This is a genomic window from Nonomuraea sp. NPDC050536 (assembly GCF_044457685.1).
GTDB lineage: Bacteria > Actinomycetota > Actinomycetes > Streptosporangiales > Streptosporangiaceae > Nonomuraea.
Genome location: NZ_JBITHD010000005.1, coordinates 22,519 through 41,939, shown reverse-complemented (window position 1 = coordinate 41,939; position 19,421 = coordinate 22,519). Strand labels below are relative to the sequence as shown.

Genomic DNA, 19,421 nt, shown 5'->3' with positions numbered 1-19,421 from the left:
GCGACATCCTCCCCCATAACCTGCACAAAAACCGTAAATCTTCCTGCAACATCAAGGAGTCTGCCGATGCGCAGCACTTCCATCGGGGCCGGTGCACTCGCAGTGATCGCCGCCTGTACGCTGACCGCTTGCGGCGGCGGCACCACCACGGCGTCCCAGTCCAGCGCCCCGGCCGCCAAGCCGGAGAGCTCGCTGGCGGGGCAGGTGCCCGACGCCATCAAGAGCGACGGCAAGCTGGTCATCGGGACTGACGCCTCATACCCGCCGAACGAATCCGTCGACCCCGCCACCCAGAAGATCGTCGGGTGGGAGGTCGACCTCGGCAACGCCATCGCCGGCAAGCTGGGGTTGACGGCGGAGTTCCAGAACGCCGGGTTCGACACGATCATCCCGGGTATCGGCTCCGGCAAGTACGAAATGGGCATCTCCTCCTTCACCGACAACAAGGACAGGGAGAAGGTCGTCGACTTCGTCACCTACTACACCGCCGGCACCTCGTGGGCCGTGCTGAAGGGCAACCCGAAGCAGGTCAACCCGGAGGACCCGTGCGGTAAGACCATCGGCGTCCAGCAGGGCACCGTCCAGGTCGACGACATCAACGCGCGCAGCAAGAAGTGCGAGGCCGCGGGCAAGCCCAAGGTCAACGTCGTGGTGCGCAAGCAGCAGACCGAGGTCAACGCCGACCTGGTGTCCGGCAAGACCGACGGCATGCTGGCCGACTCGCCGATCGTCGGTTACGCGGTCAAGCAGACCGGTGACAAGCTGGAGATCATCGGCCAGGCCTACGACACCGCGCCGTACGGCTTCGCCGTCGGCAAGAACTCCGGCACGTTCAAGGACGCGGTCCTCGGCGCGCTCAAGGCGCTGATGGCCGACGGTACCTACAAGCAGATCCTGGACAAGTACGGCGTCGGCGATGGCGCCATCACGAACCCGGTGATCAACGGCGCGTCATGAGCGAGACTCCTACCGGCGGGCGGCCTGAGGCCATTCGGGCCGTCCCCGTCCGACACCCGGGGCGCTGGGTAGCCGCTGCCGTCATCGTGGTGCTCGCCGCGATGCTGATCAACAACGTGTTCACCAACACCGCCTACAACTGGTCGGAGCAGTGGAAGTACTTCCTGTCTCCGCCCGTGCTCAACGGCGTCCGCAACACGATCTGGCTCACGCTGGTGGCGATGGCCGGCGGTGTGGGTTTCGGGATCGTCCTGGCGCTCATGCGCATGTCACCGAACCCGCTGATGCGCGGCGCGTCGTGGCTCTACCTGTGGATCTTCCGCGGTACGCCGCTCTACACGCAGCTGCTCATCTGGGGCAACATCGGCGCGCTGTTCCCGCAGCTGAGCCTGGGCATCCCGTTCGGCCACGAGTTCGTCACGGTGCAGACCAACGCCCTCTACAGCGCGGCAATGGCGGCCGCCCTGGGGCTGGTGCTGAACGAGGCGGCCTACATGGCCGAGATCATCCGGGCGGGCATCCTGTCGGTCGATCCCGGGCAGCTGGAGGCCTCGAACGCGCTCGGCATGACCCGGATGAAGACCATGCGCCGGATCGTGCTGCCGCAGGCGATGCGGGTGATCGTGCCGCCGACGGGCAACGAGGCCATCTCGATGCTGAAGAACACCTCGCTCGTGGCGGCCGTGCCGTACCTCGAACTGACCTTCACGGCGCAGACGATCTACGCCTCGACCTACCAGGTCATCCCGATGCTGATCATGGTGTGCATCTGGTACCTGATCCTGTCGTCGATCATGATGGTCGGTCAGTACCACCTGGAGCGTTACTACGCCAAAGGCTCACTGACGGCGAGGATGGGACTGCGGGCCCGGCTCGCGGCGCGAGGGGGAGGCGGCGGCCAGTGAACGACATCATGGTCAAGGCCGAGCAGGTCTGTAAGAGCTTCGGCGCGCTCGAGGTGCTCAAGGGCATCGACCTGGTGGTGCGCAACGGCGAGGTCGTCTGCGTCATCGGCCCCTCGGGGTCGGGCAAGTCGACGTTCCTGCGCTGCGTGAACCACCTGGAAAAGATCAACGCCGGCCGGCTCTGGGTCGACGGCGAGCTCATGGGCTACCGCCAGAAGGGCGACAAGCTGCACGAGCTGCGCGAGAAGGAGGTCGCCGCCCAGCGCAGGGACATCGGCATGGTGTTCCAGCGCTTCAACCTCTTCCCGCACATGACCGCGCTGGAGAACATCATCGAGGCGCCGATCCGGGTCAAGGGCGAGAACAAGTCGGCGGCGATGACCCGCGGCAGGGAGCTGCTGGCCCAGGTTGGCCTGGGCGAGCGCTGCGACTCCTACCCCAACCAGCTGTCCGGCGGCCAGCAGCAGCGCGTGGCCATCGCCAGGGCGCTGGCCATGCAGCCCAAGCTGATGCTGTTCGACGAGCCGACCTCGGCCCTCGACCCCGAGCTGGTCGGCGAGGTGCTGGGGGTCATGCGGCAGCTGGCCGAGCAGGGCATGACGATGATCGTGGTCACCCACGAGATGGGCTTCGCCCGCGAGGTGGCCGATCGGGTCGTGTTCATGGACGGCGGCGTGGTCGTCGAGGATGGCGTGCCCAGCCAGGTCATCGCCAACCCGAAGCACGAGCGGACCAGGACGTTCCTCAGGCGAGTTCTCCACGCCGACGAGTAGATGGATCTGTCCTCCTACGCCGAGTGGGCGGTGCGGCTGGTCAATGACGGGGAGCCGCCCGCCGAGCTCGGTCAGGTGTTCACACTGGCCGCGCAAGGGCGCGAGCGGGATGCGATCGACCTGCTCAACGCCCTGCTCGTGCGGTATCCGGTGCGCCCGCAGCTGTCGGGGCACGACGGGCAGAGCTGGCATCTGCACCTGGCCGAGGAAACGGTGCCCTGCGCCGTGATGGGGCTGGCCGCGCTCGTCGCCGACCTGGGCGTGAACAGGCTGGGGCGGTGCGCCGATACCTCGTGCGGGCGGGCGTTCCTGGACACCTCGTCCAACCACTCGCGCCGCTACTGCTCGGCCCGCTGCGCCAGCCGGGCCAACGTGGCCGCCTACCGGGCGCGCCGGAGGATCGGCCAGTAGCGCAGCACGACCCGCCCGACGATGTCGGGCACCGGGCCGAAGTCCCAGCTGTCGCGCCGGCCGGGGGCGCGCTGGTTGTCGCTCTCCAGCCACCAGCCGTCCTCGCCGTGCCACTGGGCCCGCTTGACGATCAGCCGGTCCGGGTCGTCGGGCAGCCGGGCGACCACCAGGTCACCCGGGTGGACCGTGGCGCCGCGCCGTACCAGAAGCCAGTCGCCGGGCAGCAGGGCGGGCCGCATCGAATCCCCCTCGACACGCACTCTCATGGGCTCTGACCCCCTCCTCCGCAGGCGTATGGACCCGAGTAAGGTCGGTAGTTGGACCAAGCTGATTCAGCATCAAGGAAGGACTTTCTGATGCTCGCACGACTGCTACGACCCAAGCATGTCGCTTCCGCACACTGCGACCTGCCCTGCGGGGTCTACGACCCGGCGCAGGCCAGGATCGAGGCCGAGTCGGTCAAGGCGATCATGGAGAAGTACGCAGCCAACGAGGACCCTGTCTTCCGCGCTCGCGCCCTCACCATCAAGGAGGAGCGGGCCGAGCTGGTCAAGCACCACCTCTGGGTGCTGTGGACCGACTACTTCAAGCCGCCGCACCTCGAGACCTACCCGCAGCTCCACCAGCTCTTCTGGGACGCCACGAAGCTCGCGGGCGCGGCTGGGGCCAAGGGTACGGTCGACGTCGACAAGGCCGACGACCTGCTCGGCAAGATCGACGAGATCTCCAAGATCTTCTGGGAGACCAAGGCCGCCTAAATCGGGCCATAAGGCTCTGTGTGGTCCACACCGCACAGAGCCTTTTCCGTCGATGGCGAGTCTGAATCCGCCAACCACTCCTCCGGGGCGGTAAGTTGCAGTCAGCGTCGTATACGCGAGGAGGAACGTGACCAAGGAAACCGAGACGCGTGCGGCGGACGAGGCCGGCATCCGCGACGTGGTGAGCATCAGGCTGCCCGCCGCGAGCGCCTACCTGTCCGTGCTGCGTACGGCTACCGCCGGGCTGGCCGCCAGACTGGACTTCACGCTGGACGAGATCGAGGATCTGCGGATCGCGGTCGACGAGGCGTGCGCCATGCTGCTCAGTGAGGCCGTGCCGGGAACAGACCTGACCGCCGAGTTCGAGCTCTCCGGCCAGGAGATGCAGGTCAGGGTGGAGGTCGCGACCGTCGGCAGCTCAGCGCCGAAACGCGATGATTTCGCCTGGATGGTGCTGACAGCCCTGGCCGACGATGTGGACGCGGTGACAGACTCCCCCGATCGCATGGCGATCGTCCTGCGCAAGCGCCGAGGCGCGGCGAGGCCGGCGTGACGGAAAGGACTGGAGCCATGGCCACCAGCGAACACGCCGTGCCCGACAGGGTGCGTGCCCGTATGCTCTTCGCCGAACTGGCCGAGCTGGGTCCCGATGAGCCGCGCAGGCAGCGCATCAGGGACGAGCTCGTCGAGCTTCACCTTCCCCTGGTCGAATACCTGGCTCGCCGTTTCCGCAACCGCGGCGAGTGGCTGGACGACCTCACCCAGGTCGCCACCATCGGACTGATCAAGTCCATCGACCGCTTCGACCTCGCCCGCGGCGTGGAGTTCTCCACGTACGCCACGCCGACCATCGTCGGCGAGATCAAGCGGCACTTCCGCGACAAGGGCTGGGCGGTCCGGGTGCCGCGCCGCCTGCAGGAGCTCAAGCTCTCGCTGACCAAGGCGATCAGCGAGCTGTCGCAGCGCGAGGGCAGGGCCCCGACCGTCGCCGAGCTCGCCGCCTACCTGAAGATGACCGAGGAGGAGGTGCTCGAGGGACTGGAGTCGGCCAACGCCTACTCCACCGTGTCGCTCGACGCGCCCGACTCGGGCGACGACGACGCGCCCGCCGTGTCCGACTCGCTCGGCATCGTGGACGAGTCCCTCGAGGGCGTCGAATACCGGGAGTCACTCAAGCCGCTGCTTGAGCGGCTCCCGCCGCGGGAGAAGCGCATCCTGCTGCTGCGGTTCTTCGGCAACATGACCCAGTCGCAGATCGCCACCGAGCTGGGCATCTCGCAGATGCACGTCTCGCGTCTGCTGGCCCGCACGCTCGCCCAGCTGCGCGAAGGTCTCACCGCTGAGGACTAGCGTCCTCGCCGTAGAGCGCTTTGGTGGTGGGAGGCGCCAGGAGCGTGCCTAGCCCGATCAACGCGAGCACGACCAGCGGGATCCCGAGCAACGGCTTGCCCGAGTCGAACAGGGTGATCGCGACGGGGATCGCGATGATCTGCGCCAGCACGCCTGGCGCCCTCCCCCATCGCTCCATCCGCAGCAGCCCGCCCCAGGCGACCCACAGCAGCCCCGCGCCGAGCAGAATCCCGAACCCCGCCTCGGCCGCGGCCGGCGCGAGGTCCTTGGCCGCGCCCATCAGCGTCTCGACTGCCACGTAAACGCCCAGCCCCAGGGCCACGAGCCCCTCCAGGGCCACGACGGCCGCAGCAACGATGACAGTAACCGGACGCATGTTGGCACCCTATCTCCCGCCTGCTCCGGGCGCTGTTTCGCTTCCTGCCGTACGGCAGGCGTCTTGATCGTCCTCTTGTACGGCGAGGCCGCCCCACCGCCACCCGCCGCACTTCGGCCAGGCCCTGTCCAGGGAGACGCTCCTCCGGTGATGCGGGGTCCCCGCCGCTACGGCGCTCGGAAACCACCTGGGCGGTTTCTGGGCCGGGCCACCGTACCGGACAGAAGCTGGGCCACCGTACCCGGGCAGAAAAGGTATGACGGCACGGCAAAAAAGGGACGTTGTGGCGGGAAGGGGGACAAGGATCAGCGGTTACGCTGGCGATATGCGTGCCATGCTGCTGGTCAACCCCAAGGCGACCACCACGAACTCCAGGCGGCGGGACGTGCTGATCCGGGCGCTGGGCGCGGCCGTGGACCTGACCGTGGAGGAGACCGCCTACCGCGGCCACGCGGCGGCGCTTGCGGGCACGGCCTGCGAGAAGGGCTACGACGTGGTCGCCATCCTCGGCGGCGACGGCACGATCAACGAGGCCGTGAACGGCATCCTCGTCACCGACGCCGACCCGGAGACCAGGCCCGCGCTCATCGTGATCCCCGGGGGCAGCGCCAACGTGTTCGCCAGGGCGCTCGGGCTGCCCAACGACCCGGTGGAGGCGACCGGCGCGGCGCTGGAGGCCCTGCGGGAGGACCGGCGGCGGAGCGTGGGTTTGGGACAGGCCATCTGGGAGGACCAGAGCCGGTACTTCACTTTCTGCTCAGGCCTGGGCTTCGACGCCGAGGTGGTCAGGGCCGTGGAGGGCCTGCGGGGCGCGGGCCGCAAGGCGACCCCGGCACGGTATGTGAACACGGCCGTACGCCACTACATGGCCACCGACAAGCGGCATCCGGCGATGACCCTCACCGGGCCGGGCATCCCCACCGAAGAGGGCATCTTCATGGCGATCATCTCCAACGTCTCGCCGTGGACCTACGTGGGCACCCGCCCGGTCGCCCCGACGCCGTGGGCCAGCTTCGAGACGGGGCTGGACCTGCTCGGCCTGGAGCGGATGGGGCTGTTCTCGATGGGCTCACTGATCCGACAAGTACTCACGGAGCGTGACAGTCTTCCGTCCGGCCGGCACCTCGTCCAACTGCACGACGAACCCGAATTCACGCTCACAGCGGACCGCCCGATGGCCTTTGAACTCGACGGGGACTACCTCGGAGAACGGGAATCCGTAACATTCCGGTCTACACCGAACGCATTACAAGTTCTGGTCTAGCCGGTTACATTCGGTCATTGTGTGACGCATCCGACATCCATATCCGCCAAAACTTCCCGCCAACCCTCTTGCGTGCACTCTCCGTGGCTGAAAGGCTCGTCACTGACGTCGGAACGTAGGACCTTTGACGAACTCTAAGGCCCCTACCGGCGTCAACGGATGTCCCGGGTCCAAACCTCGATCCGGGTAAACGTTCGCGCGAGTTAGTGAAAGACTTCACAAAGTAGTAGCCGCACGGAGCCAACCAACGGCTCCATCTACTAAGGAGTGGACGCATGGACTGGCGCCACCGAGCTGCCTGCCGTGACGTGGACCCCGAGCTGTTCTTCCCGATCGGCAACACCGGCCCCGCTCTCTCGCAGATCGAGGAGGCCAAGGCAGTGTGCCGGTCCTGCTCGGCCGTCGACGCCTGTCTCAAGTGGGCCCTCGAATCCGGCCAGGACGCCGGTGTCTGGGGCGGCCTGAGCGAGGACGAGCGCCGCGCCCTCAAGCGCCGCAACGCCCGTCTTCGCGCTCGGGCGACCGCGTAGTTCTCCTTTACGGCAGGCCGTCCCACCGGCCGCCCGCCGTTCTTCGGCTGAGGGCCCGCGACCGGCGCTTCCGGCGAGTCGGGGACTCCTGCCGGCCGTAACGACGCCCTGTGTGCGGTCTGGCTGGTCGAGGCCGAAACCTCCGACGACCACGGCTCTCACGGGTTGGGCAGCGGGATCGACAGCGTGACCTCAGTCCCTCCCCCGGGTCGCGGCTGGATGGAGAGCTTGCCCGACAGTTCGCCCTCGACGAGGGTGCGCACGATCTGGAGACCCAGACTGGTGGAGGTTTCCAGATCGAAGTCCTCCGGCAACCCCTTGCCGTCATCCCACACCAGCACGTCCAGGCGTTCCCCGCGCGAGACGACCACCTGCAGGCGGCCGGGGTGCCCGTGCTGGAGCGCGTTCTGCAGCACCTCGGTCAGCGCCATCGCCAGCGGGGTGGCGATCAGCGAGGGCAGCACGCCGAACGCGCCGACGCGGCGCGGCGTGACGGCGACCTCTGCCGACGACACCTCCCCCGCCATTGCGATGACCCGGTCGGCGATGTCGTCGAAGTCCACGAACTCCTCGGGCGCGTGAGAGAGCGTCTCGTGCACGATCGCGATCGAACCCACCCGGCGTACCGCCTCCTCCAGCGCTTCCCTGCCCTCGGGCACGCGCAGCCGGCGGGCCTGCAGGCGCAGCAGCGCGGCGACGGTCTGCAGGTTGTTCTTGACCCGGTGGTGGATCTCGCGGATCGTGGCGTCCTTGGTCATCAGCTCGCGCTCGCGGCGGCGCAGCTCGGTGACGTCGCGGATGAGCACCAGCGCGCCGATGCGGCCGCCACCCACGATGAGCGGGATCGCGCGCAGCTGCACGATCGTGCCGCCCGACTCCACCTCGGTCTCCTTGGCGGCCCGGCCGCTGGCCACGATCATCAGGTCTTCGTTGATGGGCTCGTCGGAGTAGCACAGCTGCGCGGTGACGCGGCCCAGCTCGGCGCCGACCAGGTCGGCGTGCAGGCCCAGGCGCCGGTAGGCCGACAGCGCGTTGGGCGAGGCGTAGGTGACCCGGCCCGCGCGGTCGAGCCGGAGCAGCCCGTCGCCGACGCGCGGCGAGCGGACCAGGATCGGCTCCTCGCCGGAGAACGGGAAGCGCCCCTCGGCCACCATCTGGGCCAGGTCCGAGGCGCTCTGCAGGTAGGTCAGCTCCAGACGCGAAGGAGTGCGTGCCGAGGACAGGTTCGTGGAGCGCTGGATGACGCCGAGGAAGCGGCCCTCGCCGTCCGGCGTGTTGCGCCGTACCGGGATCGTCTCCTCGCGGACGGGGACGCCGGTGGACCAGTCGGGGTCGCCCTCGCGGCAGATGCGGCGCTCGTCCCAGGCGGTGTCGATCAGGTGGCGCTCGCCCTTGGCGGCGACGGTGCCGACGATGTCGTCGTGGTAGACCGTGGGCCCGGTGGTCGGGCGCATCTGCGCGATCGCGATCCAGCCGCCGCTGTGCTCATGGTCTCCCGCCGGGCTCTTTCGCTCGGCACCGATCAGCGGCGCCCACAGGATGAGGTCGGCGAAGGACAGGTCGGCCAGCAGCTGCCAATCCGAGACGAGCGAGTGCAGCCAGTCGAGGTCCGCCGCATCGAGTGCGGTGTGGCGGACGACGAGGTCGGCAAGAGTCGGCACGAGTGCATCATGCGTGCTTTCGGCCCGAACATCCAAACTGGGGAATACGGACCGCCCTTTGTGCACTCAACCGGCCGTTTTCGGGAATCTCACATTGTGAGAACCGTCACACTGTCCCGAACGCCCGGATCGCAGGCCGGGACGGTGCTCGGCGCACCGGAGGTGATCGCCACGCTGATCGACACGGGCAGGTCGTCCGGCTCCGACACGCCTCTCCCACCGGGCCCGATGGCCGCCGCGCTCGCTGCGCTGGATATCCTTCTCAGTCAGCCTGACCTGCTTGGACGCGCCCGCGCCCGCGCGGTCGGGTCGGCCGCGACGGCCCACGGACCCGTCCATGAGACGGGCCGCCCGGCGGGAGCGGTGGTGCCCGTGGTGTCCGCTCCCCAGGGAGCCGCACTTTCGGCCGCCGCGACCGGTGCGGATCGCGTGGCGCCGTGCGCGTCCGTGGACCGCTCTTGCCTGCGGTTGACCGCCCGGGCCAATCTGAGTTCCGATGATCCCGCGGTGATCAAAGTCGCCCTCACCGCCGTGGCAGAGAAGGTGAGAGCGTGAGTGACGAGGCCCCCCGGGTTCCCAAGTACTACGACGTCAAACGGAGCCTCCTGGAGCTCACCAAGAGCCTGACGCCGGGCACCGCGCTGCCGCCCGAACGCACGCTCGCCGTACGGTTCGAGACCTCGCGCACGACGGTGCGGCAGGCGCTGACCGAGCTGGTGGTGGAGGGGCGGCTGCTGCGCATCCAGGGCAAGGGCACGTTCGTGGCCCAGCCGAAGGTGGCGCAGGTGCTCCAGCTGACCTCCTACATCGGCGACCTGCGCACGGCCGGCCTCGAGCCGGACACCAAGATCCTCGAGATCGGTTACATCACCGCCGACGAGTCCCTGGCGCGGCGCCTGGCCATCAACCCCGGCGGACGCGTGCTGCGCATCCACCGCCTGCGCCTGGCCAACGGCGAGCCCGTCTCGATCGACACCACACACCTGTCCGCGCGGCGCTTCCCCAGGCTGCGGCGCGAGCTCGAGGTGCATGCCTCGCTGTACGAGACGCTGCACAACGCCTACAACGTGCGGCTGACCGACGCCGAGGAGATCATCGAGACCGTCCTGGCCACGCCGTACGACGCCAAGGCGCTGGGCGTGGACGTGGGTCTGCCGATGCTGCTGCTGACCCGGCACGCCTTCGACGCCGACGGCAACCCGGTGGAGTGGGCCCAGTCGCTGTACCGCGGCGACCGCTACAAGTTCGTCACGCGGCTGAGACGGCCATGAGCGTCCTGGTCGTCACCGGCACCGACGTGGGAGTCGGCAAGACCGTCGTCACCGCGGCGGTCGCGGCGCTGGCCGTCGGGCGCGGCGCGTCCGTGGCCGTGGTCAAGCCCGCCCAGACCGGCCTGGCGCCCGGCGAGCCCGGCGACCTGGACGAGGTGATCCGGCTGAGCGGGGTGACGACCACGTTCGAGCTGACCCGCTATCCCGCCGCGCTCTCCCCCGCCGCGGCGGCCAGGGCCGGCGGGCTGCCGCCGCTGTCGATGGCCGGGGCGGCCGAGCGCATCGGCGAGCTGGCCGAGTCCCACCGGCTGGTGCTGGTGGAGGGCACCGGCGGGCTGCTGGTGCGCTACGACGAGGAGGGCGCCACGATCGCCGACCTGGCCCACCTGCTCGGCGCGCCGATGCTGGTGGTGACCAGGGCGGATCGCGGCACCCTCAACCACACCGCGCTCACGCTGGAGGCGCTGGCCAATCGCGGCCTGGACCTGGCCGGGCTGGTCATCGGCAGCTGGCCCGCCTCGCCCGGCCCTGCCGAGCGCTCCAACGTCGGCGACCTGGAGATGCTGGCCGCCAGGCCGCTGGCGGGCGCCCTGCCCGCCGGGGCCGCCGCCGACGACGACTTCCCCGCGATCGCCCGCGCCGGCCTAGGCGTCACGCTCGGCGGCACGTTCAGCCCGGCCAGCATCAGAGCGGCCTAGCAGGCGGCCTCGGGCAGGTCGCAGACCTTGACGGTCATGGCCTGCGCCTGGGCCACGAGCTTCCTGAAGTGCTTGAGCGGCAGGCTCCTGGTCGGCCAGGCCGACTCGCCCGCGATGTAGAGGGCGGCCCCGCGGCGTACGGCCACCGCGTGCTCGCCGTTCTCGAAGAAGCGCCCGCCGGCGCGCAGCCCGTCGTCGCCCACCTCCAGCGGCCGGGTGAAGTACCGGTAGCGCTTGTATCCTCTGCCCACGTCCGCGCAGCGGCGCAGGTCGGCCCGGAGCCCCCGCATCGCGCGCTTGGCGGACGCGACGTCCTTGTAGACGACCAGCTGCTCGTACTTCATCTCGTACTCGCCCGAGTAGAGCACGGCCCGCCCCTCCAGCCGCCCCGCGTCGGCCCGCGACCGCCTGAAGCATGGGTTGAGCTGCAACGGGAGGGCCTTGGAGTCCGTCACCCTGTAGCTCTCCCACGACTGCGCGGGCGGGTGCGACTCCATCGTCAGGAACCCGTCAGGCAGTCCCCCGCCGCCGAACGCCAGCGCACCCGCTAACACCAAGTGCCACATGTCATCCTCCCCGTCTGGCCATCCATTCATCAGATGTACGGCAATGCCGTTTCGTTCGCGGGTTCGCGGAGTGATGATGCAGCCATGGCAAAGGCGATCGAACAACCAGTCTCCGGCATCACGGTCGGCCACGCACTCCTGGCACGTGCCAACGGTGTGGCCCAGCCGGTCGACAAGGTCGTGCACGACGGTGACACGATCAACATCGCGGCCGACGGCAACTTCGGCGTGCGTTTCCTCGGCATCGACGCCCCCGAGGTCAGCTTCGAGCTGCCGCCCAACGTGGGCTTCCCCAAGGGCTTCGTGGAGATCACCAACCCGGCCTGGACCACGTTCCTGACCGACCCGTTCGCCCCGACCTACCCCGGGCTGGCGCTCAGCAAGGAGCTGATGGAGAACCTGCTGCCCCGCCTGGGCGCGCAGACGGCCGCCAACCACGCCACGCACGCGGCCCCGGCCACCCAGGCGCTCAAGACCATGATCCAGGGCGACATCACCGAGCAGGGCCACACGGACGAGACCTTCAAGATCCGGCTGGCCTTCGCCTACGAGATCCTCGACCGGTACGGCCGGCTGCTGTGCTACGTCAACCGCGACCAGAAGCTGAAGCCGCGCCCGCCCTCCTACAACGAGCGCCTGCTGACCGGCGGCAACGTCACCCCGTACTTCATCTGGCCCAACGTCGACCCGTTCGTCAGGCACGAGGGCAAGCTCGCCGACGCGGTCCCGGTGCCCGGCAGCGGCCAGGAGATCGGCGCCGCCGGCGCTCTCGGGTTCGCCAGAGCGGCGGTGAAGACGGCCCGCGAGGCCGGGCAGGGACTGTGGGACCACACCAACCCGCTCATGCTGTACCCCTTCGAGCTGCGCTACCTCGCCGGGCGCCGTGCCCCCGACCGCTACGTGCTCGACCTGTCGAGCGACTCCACCGAGCTGCTGCACCCGCAGAGCTACTTCCGCATCCCCAACCCCGAGGACCGGCTGTTCGTCAACTCCGAGCATGGGCCGCTGTTCGCCGCCAAGGGCTGGACGATCCCGCCCGCGTGACGGGGTGGGGTTAGCCCCACCCCGAACGCGCACACCAAACCCATGTCGCGGTGCTCGCCACGGTCAATACCGTTGAGGCATGACAGTCCCTCGGCCGTGGTCGGCGCGCGCCTGGCTGGACACGGCCCACGTGGTGACCGGGCTGCCGGTCGCTGCGGTGCTCGGCTTCCTGACGCTCGTGCTGACCGTGCTCCCGCCCGTGCAGCGCCGCGGCGTGCCCGCTTTCACCCGGGTCCAGCGCTCGCGCTTCGCCGCCTTCCTCCATGCGGACATCCCGCCGCCCGTGGCACCCGTCAGGTGGCGTAGCGCGAGCCTGTGGCGGCAGTTCGCCTATCACGTGGTGTTCTCCACGCTGGTCGCCGGGGTGGGCACGTTCGTGGTCGCCGTCGCGTGGGGCGGCGGCCTGGTCGGGGTCACCGCGTTCATCCAGCCGCAACTGCAGCCGCGGCCGATGGAGTTCCCGATCGACCTCAGGAACCCGCTGGTGGCGCTGGCCTACGCCGCGGTGGGCGTCGGGCTGCTGCTACTGGCGCCGATCCTGGCGCGCGGCATGGCCATGGTCGACCTGGCGCTGGCCCGTGCGATGCTCGGCCCCAGCAGGCGCGAGCTGGACCGCAGGATCGAGCAGCTGGCAGAGAGCCGCGAGGGTGTGATCAGCGCGGCGGACGCCGAGCGCCGCCGCATCGAGCGCGACCTGCACGACGGCGCGCAGCAGCGGCTGGTGTCGCTGGCGATGAATCTCGGCCTGGCCAGGGCCACGCTCACCGACCTGCCCGAGCCCGCCCGTCAGGCCATCGAGCAGGCCCATGAGGAGGCCAAGCAGGCGCTGAAGGAGCTGCGCGACTTCGTCCGCGGCCTGCACCCCGCCGTGCTCAACGACCAGGGGCTGGACGCGGCCCTGTCCGGCGTCGCGGCCCGCTCCCCCATCCCGGTACGGCTGCGCGTCGACATCGAGCGGCGTACCTCCCCGACCATCGAGGCGGTGGCATTCTTCATCGTGTCCGAGGCTCTGACGAACATCGCCAAGCACGCGGCGGCCCGGCACGCCGAGGTGACCGTGACCCGCACCGGCAACCGGCTGCACGTGCTCGTCTGGGACGACGGCTGCGGCGGCGCCCGGCTCGACCGCGGCACCGGGCTGCGCGGCCTGGCCCAGCGCATCGACTCCGTCGACGGGACCTTCACGCTGTCCAGCCCGCTGGGCGGCCCGACCACGATCGAGGTGGAGCTGCCGTGCGAGTAGTGCTGGCAGAGGACTCGGTCCTGCTGCGCGAGGGCCTGATCAGGCTGCTCGAGGCCGCCGGCATGCAGGTGGTCGCGGCCGTGCCCGACGCGGCCAGGCTGCTGCGTGCCACCGACGAGCACCAGCCCGACCTGGTCGTCACCGACGTCCGGATGCCGCCTTCGCACACCGACGAGGGCCTGCGGGCCGCGCTCGTGCTGCGCAGGCAGCAGCCCAGGCTCGCCGTCCTGGTGCTGTCGCAGTACGTCGAGGAGCGATACGCGGCACAGCTGCTCGCCTCGGCCGCCACCGGCGGGGTGGGCTATCTCCTGAAGGACCGGGTGGCCGATGTGGCGGAGTTCATCGACGCGCTGCGCCGCGTGGCGGGCGGCGGGACCGCGCTGGACCCCGAGGTCGTCGCCCAGCTGCTGCTGCGCGGCCACAGCGACCCGCTGAACCGCCTGACGCCGCGCGAGAGCGAGGTGCTCAAGCTGATGGCGGAGGGACGCTCGAACGCCGGGATCGGGCAGGAACTGGTGCTCAGCGAGGGGGCCGTGGGCAAGCACATCGGCAACATCTTCACCAAGCTGGACCTGCCCCAGACCGAGGGCGATCACCGCAGGGTGCTGGCCGTGCTGCAGTTCCTCAAGATCCGGAGCCTGCCGTGAGACCGCTCTGGCTCGCCGCGGGCACGGTGTGCACGATCGCGGCACTGCTCTTCGCGACCGGCGGACTCTGGACGTTATTCGTCGAGGCCCGGCCGCCGATCGAGTACACGAGCCGGTCCATCCCGTTCTCGGGGAAAAAGCTCGTGGTCGAGGTGGCGCAGGGCAACGTGAGCCTGAACGTCGAAACCGGCGAGGCCGGAGTCGTGGACGTCTACCGCATGCTGCAATGGTCGCAGGACAAACCCCTCGTCAAAGAGGACTGGGACGGCCACACGCTGCGTCTGAGCGCCACCTGCTCGGGTGACGACCACCCGGACAGAACCGTGTGCACGGCGGATTACCGGGTCGTGGTGCCGGCCGAGGCAGAGGTCGAGGCGAAGACCACCAACGGCGTTCTCAACGCGTCGCATCTGCACGGCACCGTGCGCCTGACGTCGGTGTCCGGTGACATCACGGCGGCGGGGATCGCCGGCAACGTGGTGATCAGGAGCGGGTCTGGGAACATCACCGCCGACAAGCTGGAGAGCCATCAGGTGGACGCCGAGACGGGCTCGGGCAACCTGCGATTGTGGCTCACCACGCGGCCGACGCTGCTCAGGGCGGTTGCCAGGGTCTCGGGCGACATCGACGCGTGGGTGCCGAAGGGCGCCTACGACGTGACCACCGCCGCCAGGTGGAGCAGGGTGGACGTCGACCGCGACCCTGCGTCGCCGAGCAAGATCACATTGTCGGCCCCGGAGGGCGCGATCAGTCTCGACGACAGGTAGGACATGATCGTCTAGTCTGATTCGAGGCGAAAGGAGCCCCCATGGCCGAAGAACGCGCCATCGACACCTCCGTACCGCATTCGGCCAGAATCTGGAACTACTGGCTCGGCGGCAAGGACAACTACGAGGTCGACAGGATCGCCGGTGAGGAGTTCCTGAAGATCGCGCCCGGCATGCGCGAGGCCGCCCGCGCGTCCCGCGGATTCCTCACCCGGACCATCACCTGGCTGACCGGCGAAGCGGGCATCAGGCAGTTCCTGGACGTCGGCACCGGCCTGCCGACGGCCGACAACACCCACGAGATCGCCCAGCGCATCGCCCCCGAGACGCGCGTGGTCTACGTCGACAACGACCCACTGGTGCTCGCGCACGCCCGCGCCCTGCTGGCGGGCACCGACGAGGGCGCCACCGACTACATCGACGCCGACGTGCGCGACCCCGAGACGATCCTCCAGGTCGCGGCCAAGACGCTCGACTTCTCCCGGCCCATCGCGCTCAACCTGTCAGGGATCATGGGCCACGTGGTCGACGACGACGAGGCGCGCGCGATCGTGCGGCAGTTGCTCGACGCGCTGCCCTCCGGCAGCTACCTGGCGCTCAATGACGGCACCAACGTGCTCAGCCAGGCCAACAGGGACGCCCACGACCAGTACAACCAGAGCGGCGCGCTGCCCTACATCCAGCGCAGCCCCGAGCAGATCGGTGGCTTCTTCGAGGGCCTGGAGCTCGTGGAGCCCGGCCTGGTCTCGGTGTCGCAGTGGCGGCCCGAAGGCGTGGGGACGCCGGCGCAGGTGGACGGCTTCGGAGCTGTCGGTCGCAAGCCGTAGGTTGTAGGTTCCCGGCATGGAATCCGCGAAGCACGCAGGAGACGCGGCGGTCGCCGTGTCCAAGGCCTACGGCGTCGAGACCATGTTCACACTCTCGGGAGGGCACGTCTTCCCGCTCTACGACGGCGCGGTGCACGAGGGGATGCGCATCCTCGACGTGCGCCACGAGCAGAGCGCCGTCTTCGCGGCGGAGGCCACGGCCAGACTGACCAGGAAACCGGGCCTGGCCGTGCTCACCGCCGGCCCCGGCATCACCAACGGGGTCAGCGGCGTGGCCACCGCCCACTTCAACGGCTCGCCCGTGGTCGTCATGGGCGGCCGCGCGCCCAAATCGCGCTGGGGCAGCGGCGCGCTGCAGGAGCTGGACCACCCACCGCTGCTCGAGCCCATCACCAAGCTGTCGTTCACCGCCGACTCGGTCGGCCAGGACGTGGAGTCCGCCTTCCGCACGGCCATCGCGCCGCACCGCGGCCCGGTGTTCGTCGACTTCTACATGGACGACCTGTTCGGCCCCGCGGCCGAGCACCAGGCGGCCATCCAGACGCCCTCACCGCTGGAGCCCGACCCCGACGACATCGCGGCCGTCGCCCGGCTGCTGGCCGAGGCCGAGCGGCCGGTGCTGGTGTACGGCTCAGACGTGTGGATGGACCGCGCCGAGGAGGCCGCCCGCGACTTCGCCGAGGCCTGGCGGCTGCCGGTCATCCCGAACGGCCAGGGCCGCGGCATCCTGCCCGCCGGCCACGAGCTGCTCGTCACCCGCGCCCGCGGCCAGGCCTTCGCCCAGGCCGACCTGGTCGTCGTGATCGGCACCCCGCTCGACTTCCGGCTCGGCTACGGGTGGTTCGGGGGCAAGGACGGCGCTCCCCTGGCCCGCGTCGTGCACATCGCCGACGCTCCCTCGCAGCTGGCCACGCACATGCGGCCCGCCGCCACCGCCGCGGGCGACCTGTCGGTGGTCCTCTGGAGCCTCGGTACGGCCTGCGGCGAGAACTCCGTGGACCCCGCGAAGTACGCCCCGTGGGTGTCCAAGCTCGCCGACACGGCCGCGGCCGCCATCGCCGGCGACGCCGACCTGCTGGCCGCCGAGTCCGACCCGATCCACCCCATGCGCATCTACGGCGAGCTGGGCAGGGTCCTCGCCGACGACGCCGTGGTCATCGGCGACGGCGGCGACTTCGTCTCCTACGCCGGCAAGTACGTCGAGCCCAAACAGCCCGGCAACTGGCTCGACCCCGGCCCCTACGGCTGCCTGGGCACCGGCCTCGGCTACTCCATCGCCGCCCGCCTGGCCAGGCCGTCGTCCCAGGTGGTGCTGCTGCTGGGTGACGGGGCCGCCGGCTTCTCGCTGATGGACGTGGACTCCCTGGTACGGCACGGCCTCCCGGTCGTCATGATCTGCGGCAACAACGGGATCTGGGGCCTGGAGAAGCACCCGATGCAGCTGCTGTACGGCTACGACGTGGCCGCCGAGCTGCAGCCGCAGTGCCGCTACGACCAGGTCGTGACCGCGCTGGGCGGCGGGGGCGAGCTGGTGACCAAGCCGTCGGAGATCGGTCCCGCGCTGCGGCGCGCCTTCGACAGCGGCGTGCCGTACATGGTGAACATCGCGACGGACCCGCAGGTCGCCTACCCCCGCAACACCACGGGGGTCTAGGGCTTCAGCGTGTTGGTCACCGTGTTGGTGGGCGTCGGGGTCGGACAGGTGTCGGCCCTGATGGCCACCACGGTGACCGTCTTGCCCTCCTCCCACATGGTGCCGCCGTCGGGGAACGTCTGACCGATGATCTTGCAGCGGTCAGGCACGTTCGGTCCCGCCTGGTTGTCGACCCGCAGGACGAAGCCCGCGTCCAGCACCATCTGCCTGGCCTCGAGCAGCGGCAGGTTGACCACGTGCGGGACCGCCTTCTTCTGGACGCTCTTGGACGGCGTGGCCGAGGGCGTCTTCGTCGGCGTCTTCGTGGGAGACGCCGTGGCGGTCGGCGTCTTCTTCGTGGTCACCGGCTTGGCGGTGGGGGTGATGCGCTGCTGCGGCGGCTTGGTGGTCGGCGTGTGGCGCGGCCTGGGCCTGGTGGTCGACGGCGGGTCGATCGGCGAGGGCATGGTGTCGGAGTTGGCCGCGTCGCTGGTCGACATCGTGGGCTGGGGGGTGCCCTTGCTGGTCATGCCGGTCAGCGCAACGGCGCCCGCGCCCACGCCGAGCACGACCGCGGCGGCGATGCCCGCCACCAGGCCGCCCCTGCGGCTGGACTTGGCGGCGGCCCGGCGGCCCGCCCTGGGCCGGGCCTCGGTGGGCGGCGCCTCGGGCGCGGTCTGGTGAGCGCCGGTCTGCTGAATACCGGCCTGGTGAGCGCCGGCCTGGTGGGCGCCGGTCTGGTAGGCCTCGACCGGGGGCACCATCGTGGCGCCCGTGCTCAACGACTCGAAGGCGGGCACCTCGCCGGCGGCGATCTGCTTGGCGGTCTCGCTCATCGCCCGCGCGGTCGGGAAGCGCCTGGCGGGGTCCTTGGACAGGGCCTTGTCGACCAGGGCGCGCACGGGCGCGGGGATCTCGGCGGGCAGTGGCGGCGGAGACTCACGGATGTGCTTCAGCGCGATCGTCACGGCGCTGTCGCCATCGAAAGGGCGCTGGCCGACCAGGCACTCGTAGGCGACCACGCCGAGTGCGTAGATGTCCACGGCGGGCGTGACGGGCGCGCCCTCGGCCTGCTCGGGCGCGCAGTAGGCGGCGGTGCCCAGCACCATGCCCGCGTCGGTGAGCCGGTTGGCCAGGTCGGAGCGGGCGATGCCGAAGTCGGTGAGCACCAGCGTGCCGTCGCGCTGGACCAGCAGGTTGCCCGGCTTGACGTCGCGGTGCACGATGCCCTGGTCGTGAACGGCCTGCAGAGCCGAGGCGGCCTGCGCGATCAACTGCATCGCGGGCTGCGGCGCGATCCTGCCCAGGCGGGCCAGCAGCCGGTCGAGCGGCTCGCCGTCCACGAACTTCATCACCAGGTAGACGGTGTCGCCGCTGATCCCGTAGTCGTAGACGTCGACGACGCCCGCGTGGTTGATCGTGGCCATGGCGCGGGCCTCGCCCTGGAAGCGGGCCACGAATCCCGGGTCGTCCATGCGCCCAGGGAGCAGCACCTTGATGGCGACGGTGCGGGCCAGCACGATGTCTTCGCCTCGCCACACCTCGCCCATGCCTCCGGCGCCGATGCGGGTGTCCAGGCGATACCGCCCCGCCAGCGTCGTCCCTTGGGCCGTCATGATTCCCCCGCTACCCCTCTACCTCTCCCCACCCCAGGGTTCTCCAACAAAGCGCACCTGCGTCGCGGTCCGATAACGTCCAGGTCACGGAAGTCTGACTCACGTGTCCCACACGCCTCTCAAA

At 69.8% G+C, this 19,421-nt stretch carries 23 protein-coding genes; 18 read left to right on the top strand and 5 right to left on the bottom strand.

All coding sequences use genetic code 11. The features are described 5' to 3' along the window. Positions 1–66 precede the first annotated feature (66 nt). The 4 genes from ACIBHX_RS16190 to ACIBHX_RS16175 are packed head-to-tail and all read left to right on the top strand — an operon-like array spanning position 67 to position 3,046. Complete coding sequence (locus ACIBHX_RS16190; RefSeq protein WP_397067873.1) at positions 67–957, top strand: transporter substrate-binding domain-containing protein; 891 nt, start codon at positions 67–69, stop codon at positions 955–957. Continuing rightward, on the top strand, positions 954–1,862 hold the full coding sequence (locus ACIBHX_RS16185; RefSeq protein ID WP_397067872.1) for an amino acid ABC transporter permease: 909 nt from the start codon (positions 954–956) through the stop codon (positions 1,860–1,862). The genes ACIBHX_RS16190 and ACIBHX_RS16185 overlap by 4 nt, the downstream gene beginning before the upstream one ends. A gap of 8 nt (positions 1,863–1,870) precedes the next feature. Continuing rightward, on the top strand, positions 1,871–2,635 hold the full coding sequence (locus ACIBHX_RS16180; RefSeq protein ID WP_397068325.1) for an amino acid ABC transporter ATP-binding protein: 765 nt from the start codon (positions 1,871–1,873) through the stop codon (positions 2,633–2,635). After that, positions 2,636–3,046 (top strand): CGNR zinc finger domain-containing protein, encoded by a 411-nt coding sequence (locus tag ACIBHX_RS16175; RefSeq protein WP_397067871.1) that lies wholly within the window; start codon positions 2,636–2,638, stop codon positions 3,044–3,046. On the opposite strand, the gene ACIBHX_RS16170 is transcribed toward ACIBHX_RS16175, so the two are convergent. Then, positions 3,016–3,312: a S24 family peptidase gene (locus ACIBHX_RS16170; protein WP_397067870.1), complete on the bottom strand. Its 297-nt coding sequence runs from the start codon at positions 3,310–3,312 to the stop codon at positions 3,016–3,018. The genes ACIBHX_RS16175 and ACIBHX_RS16170 overlap by 31 nt on opposite strands. Before the next feature lie 90 nt (positions 3,313–3,402). Here ACIBHX_RS16170 and sodN point away from each other — a divergent pair, with 90 nt between their 5' ends. The 3 genes from sodN (at position 3,403) to ACIBHX_RS16155 (ending at position 5,154) form a co-directional block, all read left to right on the top strand. Continuing rightward, positions 3,403–3,804 (top strand): superoxide dismutase, Ni, encoded by a 402-nt coding sequence (sodN, locus tag ACIBHX_RS16165; RefSeq protein WP_397067869.1) that lies wholly within the window; start codon positions 3,403–3,405, stop codon positions 3,802–3,804. A 127-nt stretch (positions 3,805–3,931) separates the two neighbouring features. Further along, entirely contained in the window at positions 3,932–4,357 is a 426-nt protein-coding gene (locus tag ACIBHX_RS16160; RefSeq protein ID WP_397067868.1) for an anti-sigma factor, read from the top strand. A 17-nt stretch (positions 4,358–4,374) separates the two neighbouring features. Continuing rightward, positions 4,375–5,154: an RNA polymerase sigma factor SigF gene (locus tag ACIBHX_RS16155; RefSeq protein ID WP_397067867.1), complete on the top strand. Its 780-nt coding sequence runs from the start codon at positions 4,375–4,377 to the stop codon at positions 5,152–5,154. On the opposite strand, the gene ACIBHX_RS16150 is transcribed toward ACIBHX_RS16155, so the two are convergent. Next, a complete protein-coding gene (locus ACIBHX_RS16150) occupies positions 5,138–5,530 on the bottom strand; it encodes a hypothetical protein (RefSeq protein ID WP_397067866.1) in 393 nt (130 codons plus the stop codon). The two genes, ACIBHX_RS16155 and ACIBHX_RS16150, sit on opposite strands and share 17 nt — an antisense overlap. A 325-nt stretch (positions 5,531–5,855) precedes the next feature. Between ACIBHX_RS16150 and ACIBHX_RS16145 the strand changes: the two genes are divergently transcribed. Continuing rightward, on the top strand, positions 5,856–6,794 hold the full coding sequence (locus tag ACIBHX_RS16145) for a diacylglycerol/lipid kinase family protein (RefSeq protein WP_397067865.1): 939 nt from the start codon (positions 5,856–5,858) through the stop codon (positions 6,792–6,794). A gap of 275 nt (positions 6,795–7,069) precedes the next feature. Continuing rightward, positions 7,070–7,324, top strand: coding sequence for a WhiB family transcriptional regulator (locus ACIBHX_RS16140; RefSeq protein WP_397067864.1), 255 nt, complete (start codon positions 7,070–7,072; stop codon positions 7,322–7,324). A gap of 158 nt (positions 7,325–7,482) precedes the next feature. Here ACIBHX_RS16140 and ACIBHX_RS16135 read toward each other — a convergent pair whose 3' ends face one another. Then, positions 7,483–8,985, bottom strand: coding sequence for a histidine kinase N-terminal domain-containing protein (locus ACIBHX_RS16135; RefSeq protein WP_397067863.1), 1,503 nt, complete (start codon positions 8,983–8,985; stop codon positions 7,483–7,485). Here ACIBHX_RS16135 and ACIBHX_RS16130 point away from each other — a divergent pair. Genes ACIBHX_RS16130 through bioD form a run of 3 tightly spaced genes read left to right on the top strand, consistent with a single transcriptional unit; the run spans position 8,953 to position 10,954 of the window. Further along, positions 8,953–9,540: a hypothetical protein gene (locus tag ACIBHX_RS16130; protein ID WP_397067862.1), complete on the top strand. Its 588-nt coding sequence runs from the start codon at positions 8,953–8,955 to the stop codon at positions 9,538–9,540. The genes ACIBHX_RS16135 and ACIBHX_RS16130 overlap by 33 nt on opposite strands. After that, positions 9,537–10,256, top strand: coding sequence for a GntR family transcriptional regulator (locus ACIBHX_RS16125; RefSeq protein WP_397067861.1), 720 nt, complete (start codon positions 9,537–9,539; stop codon positions 10,254–10,256). The genes ACIBHX_RS16130 and ACIBHX_RS16125 overlap by 4 nt, the downstream gene beginning before the upstream one ends. Beyond that, the gene (gene bioD, locus ACIBHX_RS16120; protein WP_397067860.1) at positions 10,253–10,954 is read left to right on the top strand and encodes a dethiobiotin synthase; all 702 of its coding nucleotides are present in this window, start codon (positions 10,253–10,255) and stop codon (positions 10,952–10,954) included. Before ACIBHX_RS16125 ends, bioD begins: the two co-directional genes overlap by 4 nt. Here bioD and ACIBHX_RS16115 read toward each other — a convergent pair. Next, complete coding sequence (locus ACIBHX_RS16115; protein ID WP_397067859.1) at positions 10,951–11,520, bottom strand: hypothetical protein; 570 nt, start codon at positions 11,518–11,520, stop codon at positions 10,951–10,953. The two genes, bioD and ACIBHX_RS16115, sit on opposite strands and share 4 nt — an antisense overlap. 84 nt (positions 11,521–11,604) lie before the next feature. Between ACIBHX_RS16115 and ACIBHX_RS16110 the strand changes: the two genes are divergently transcribed. From ACIBHX_RS16110 to ACIBHX_RS16085, 6 genes are all read left to right on the top strand, one after another. Next, on the top strand, positions 11,605–12,564 hold the full coding sequence (locus tag ACIBHX_RS16110; RefSeq protein ID WP_397067858.1) for a thermonuclease family protein: 960 nt from the start codon (positions 11,605–11,607) through the stop codon (positions 12,562–12,564). Between the two features lie 79 nt (positions 12,565–12,643). Next, on the top strand, positions 12,644–13,807 hold the full coding sequence (locus tag ACIBHX_RS16105) for a sensor histidine kinase (RefSeq protein WP_397067857.1): 1,164 nt from the start codon (positions 12,644–12,646) through the stop codon (positions 13,805–13,807). After that, positions 13,798–14,454: a response regulator gene (locus ACIBHX_RS16100; protein ID WP_397067856.1), complete on the top strand. Its 657-nt coding sequence runs from the start codon at positions 13,798–13,800 to the stop codon at positions 14,452–14,454. The genes ACIBHX_RS16105 and ACIBHX_RS16100 overlap by 10 nt, the downstream gene beginning before the upstream one ends. Continuing rightward, a complete protein-coding gene (locus tag ACIBHX_RS16095; protein ID WP_397067855.1) occupies positions 14,451–15,221 on the top strand; it encodes a DUF4097 family beta strand repeat-containing protein in 771 nt (256 codons plus the stop codon). Before ACIBHX_RS16100 ends, ACIBHX_RS16095 begins: the two co-directional genes overlap by 4 nt. Before the next feature lie 41 nt (positions 15,222–15,262). After that, a complete protein-coding gene (locus ACIBHX_RS16090; protein ID WP_397067854.1) occupies positions 15,263–16,048 on the top strand; it encodes an SAM-dependent methyltransferase in 786 nt (261 codons plus the stop codon). Positions 16,049–16,064: 16 nt separating this feature from the next. Then, positions 16,065–17,702, top strand: coding sequence for an acetolactate synthase (locus tag ACIBHX_RS16085; protein ID WP_397067853.1), 1,638 nt, complete (start codon positions 16,065–16,067; stop codon positions 17,700–17,702). Here ACIBHX_RS16085 and ACIBHX_RS16080 read toward each other — a convergent pair. After that, a complete protein-coding gene (locus ACIBHX_RS16080; RefSeq protein WP_397067852.1) occupies positions 17,699–19,297 on the bottom strand; it encodes a protein kinase in 1,599 nt (532 codons plus the stop codon). The genes ACIBHX_RS16085 and ACIBHX_RS16080 overlap by 4 nt on opposite strands. Positions 19,298–19,421 lie beyond the last annotated feature (124 nt).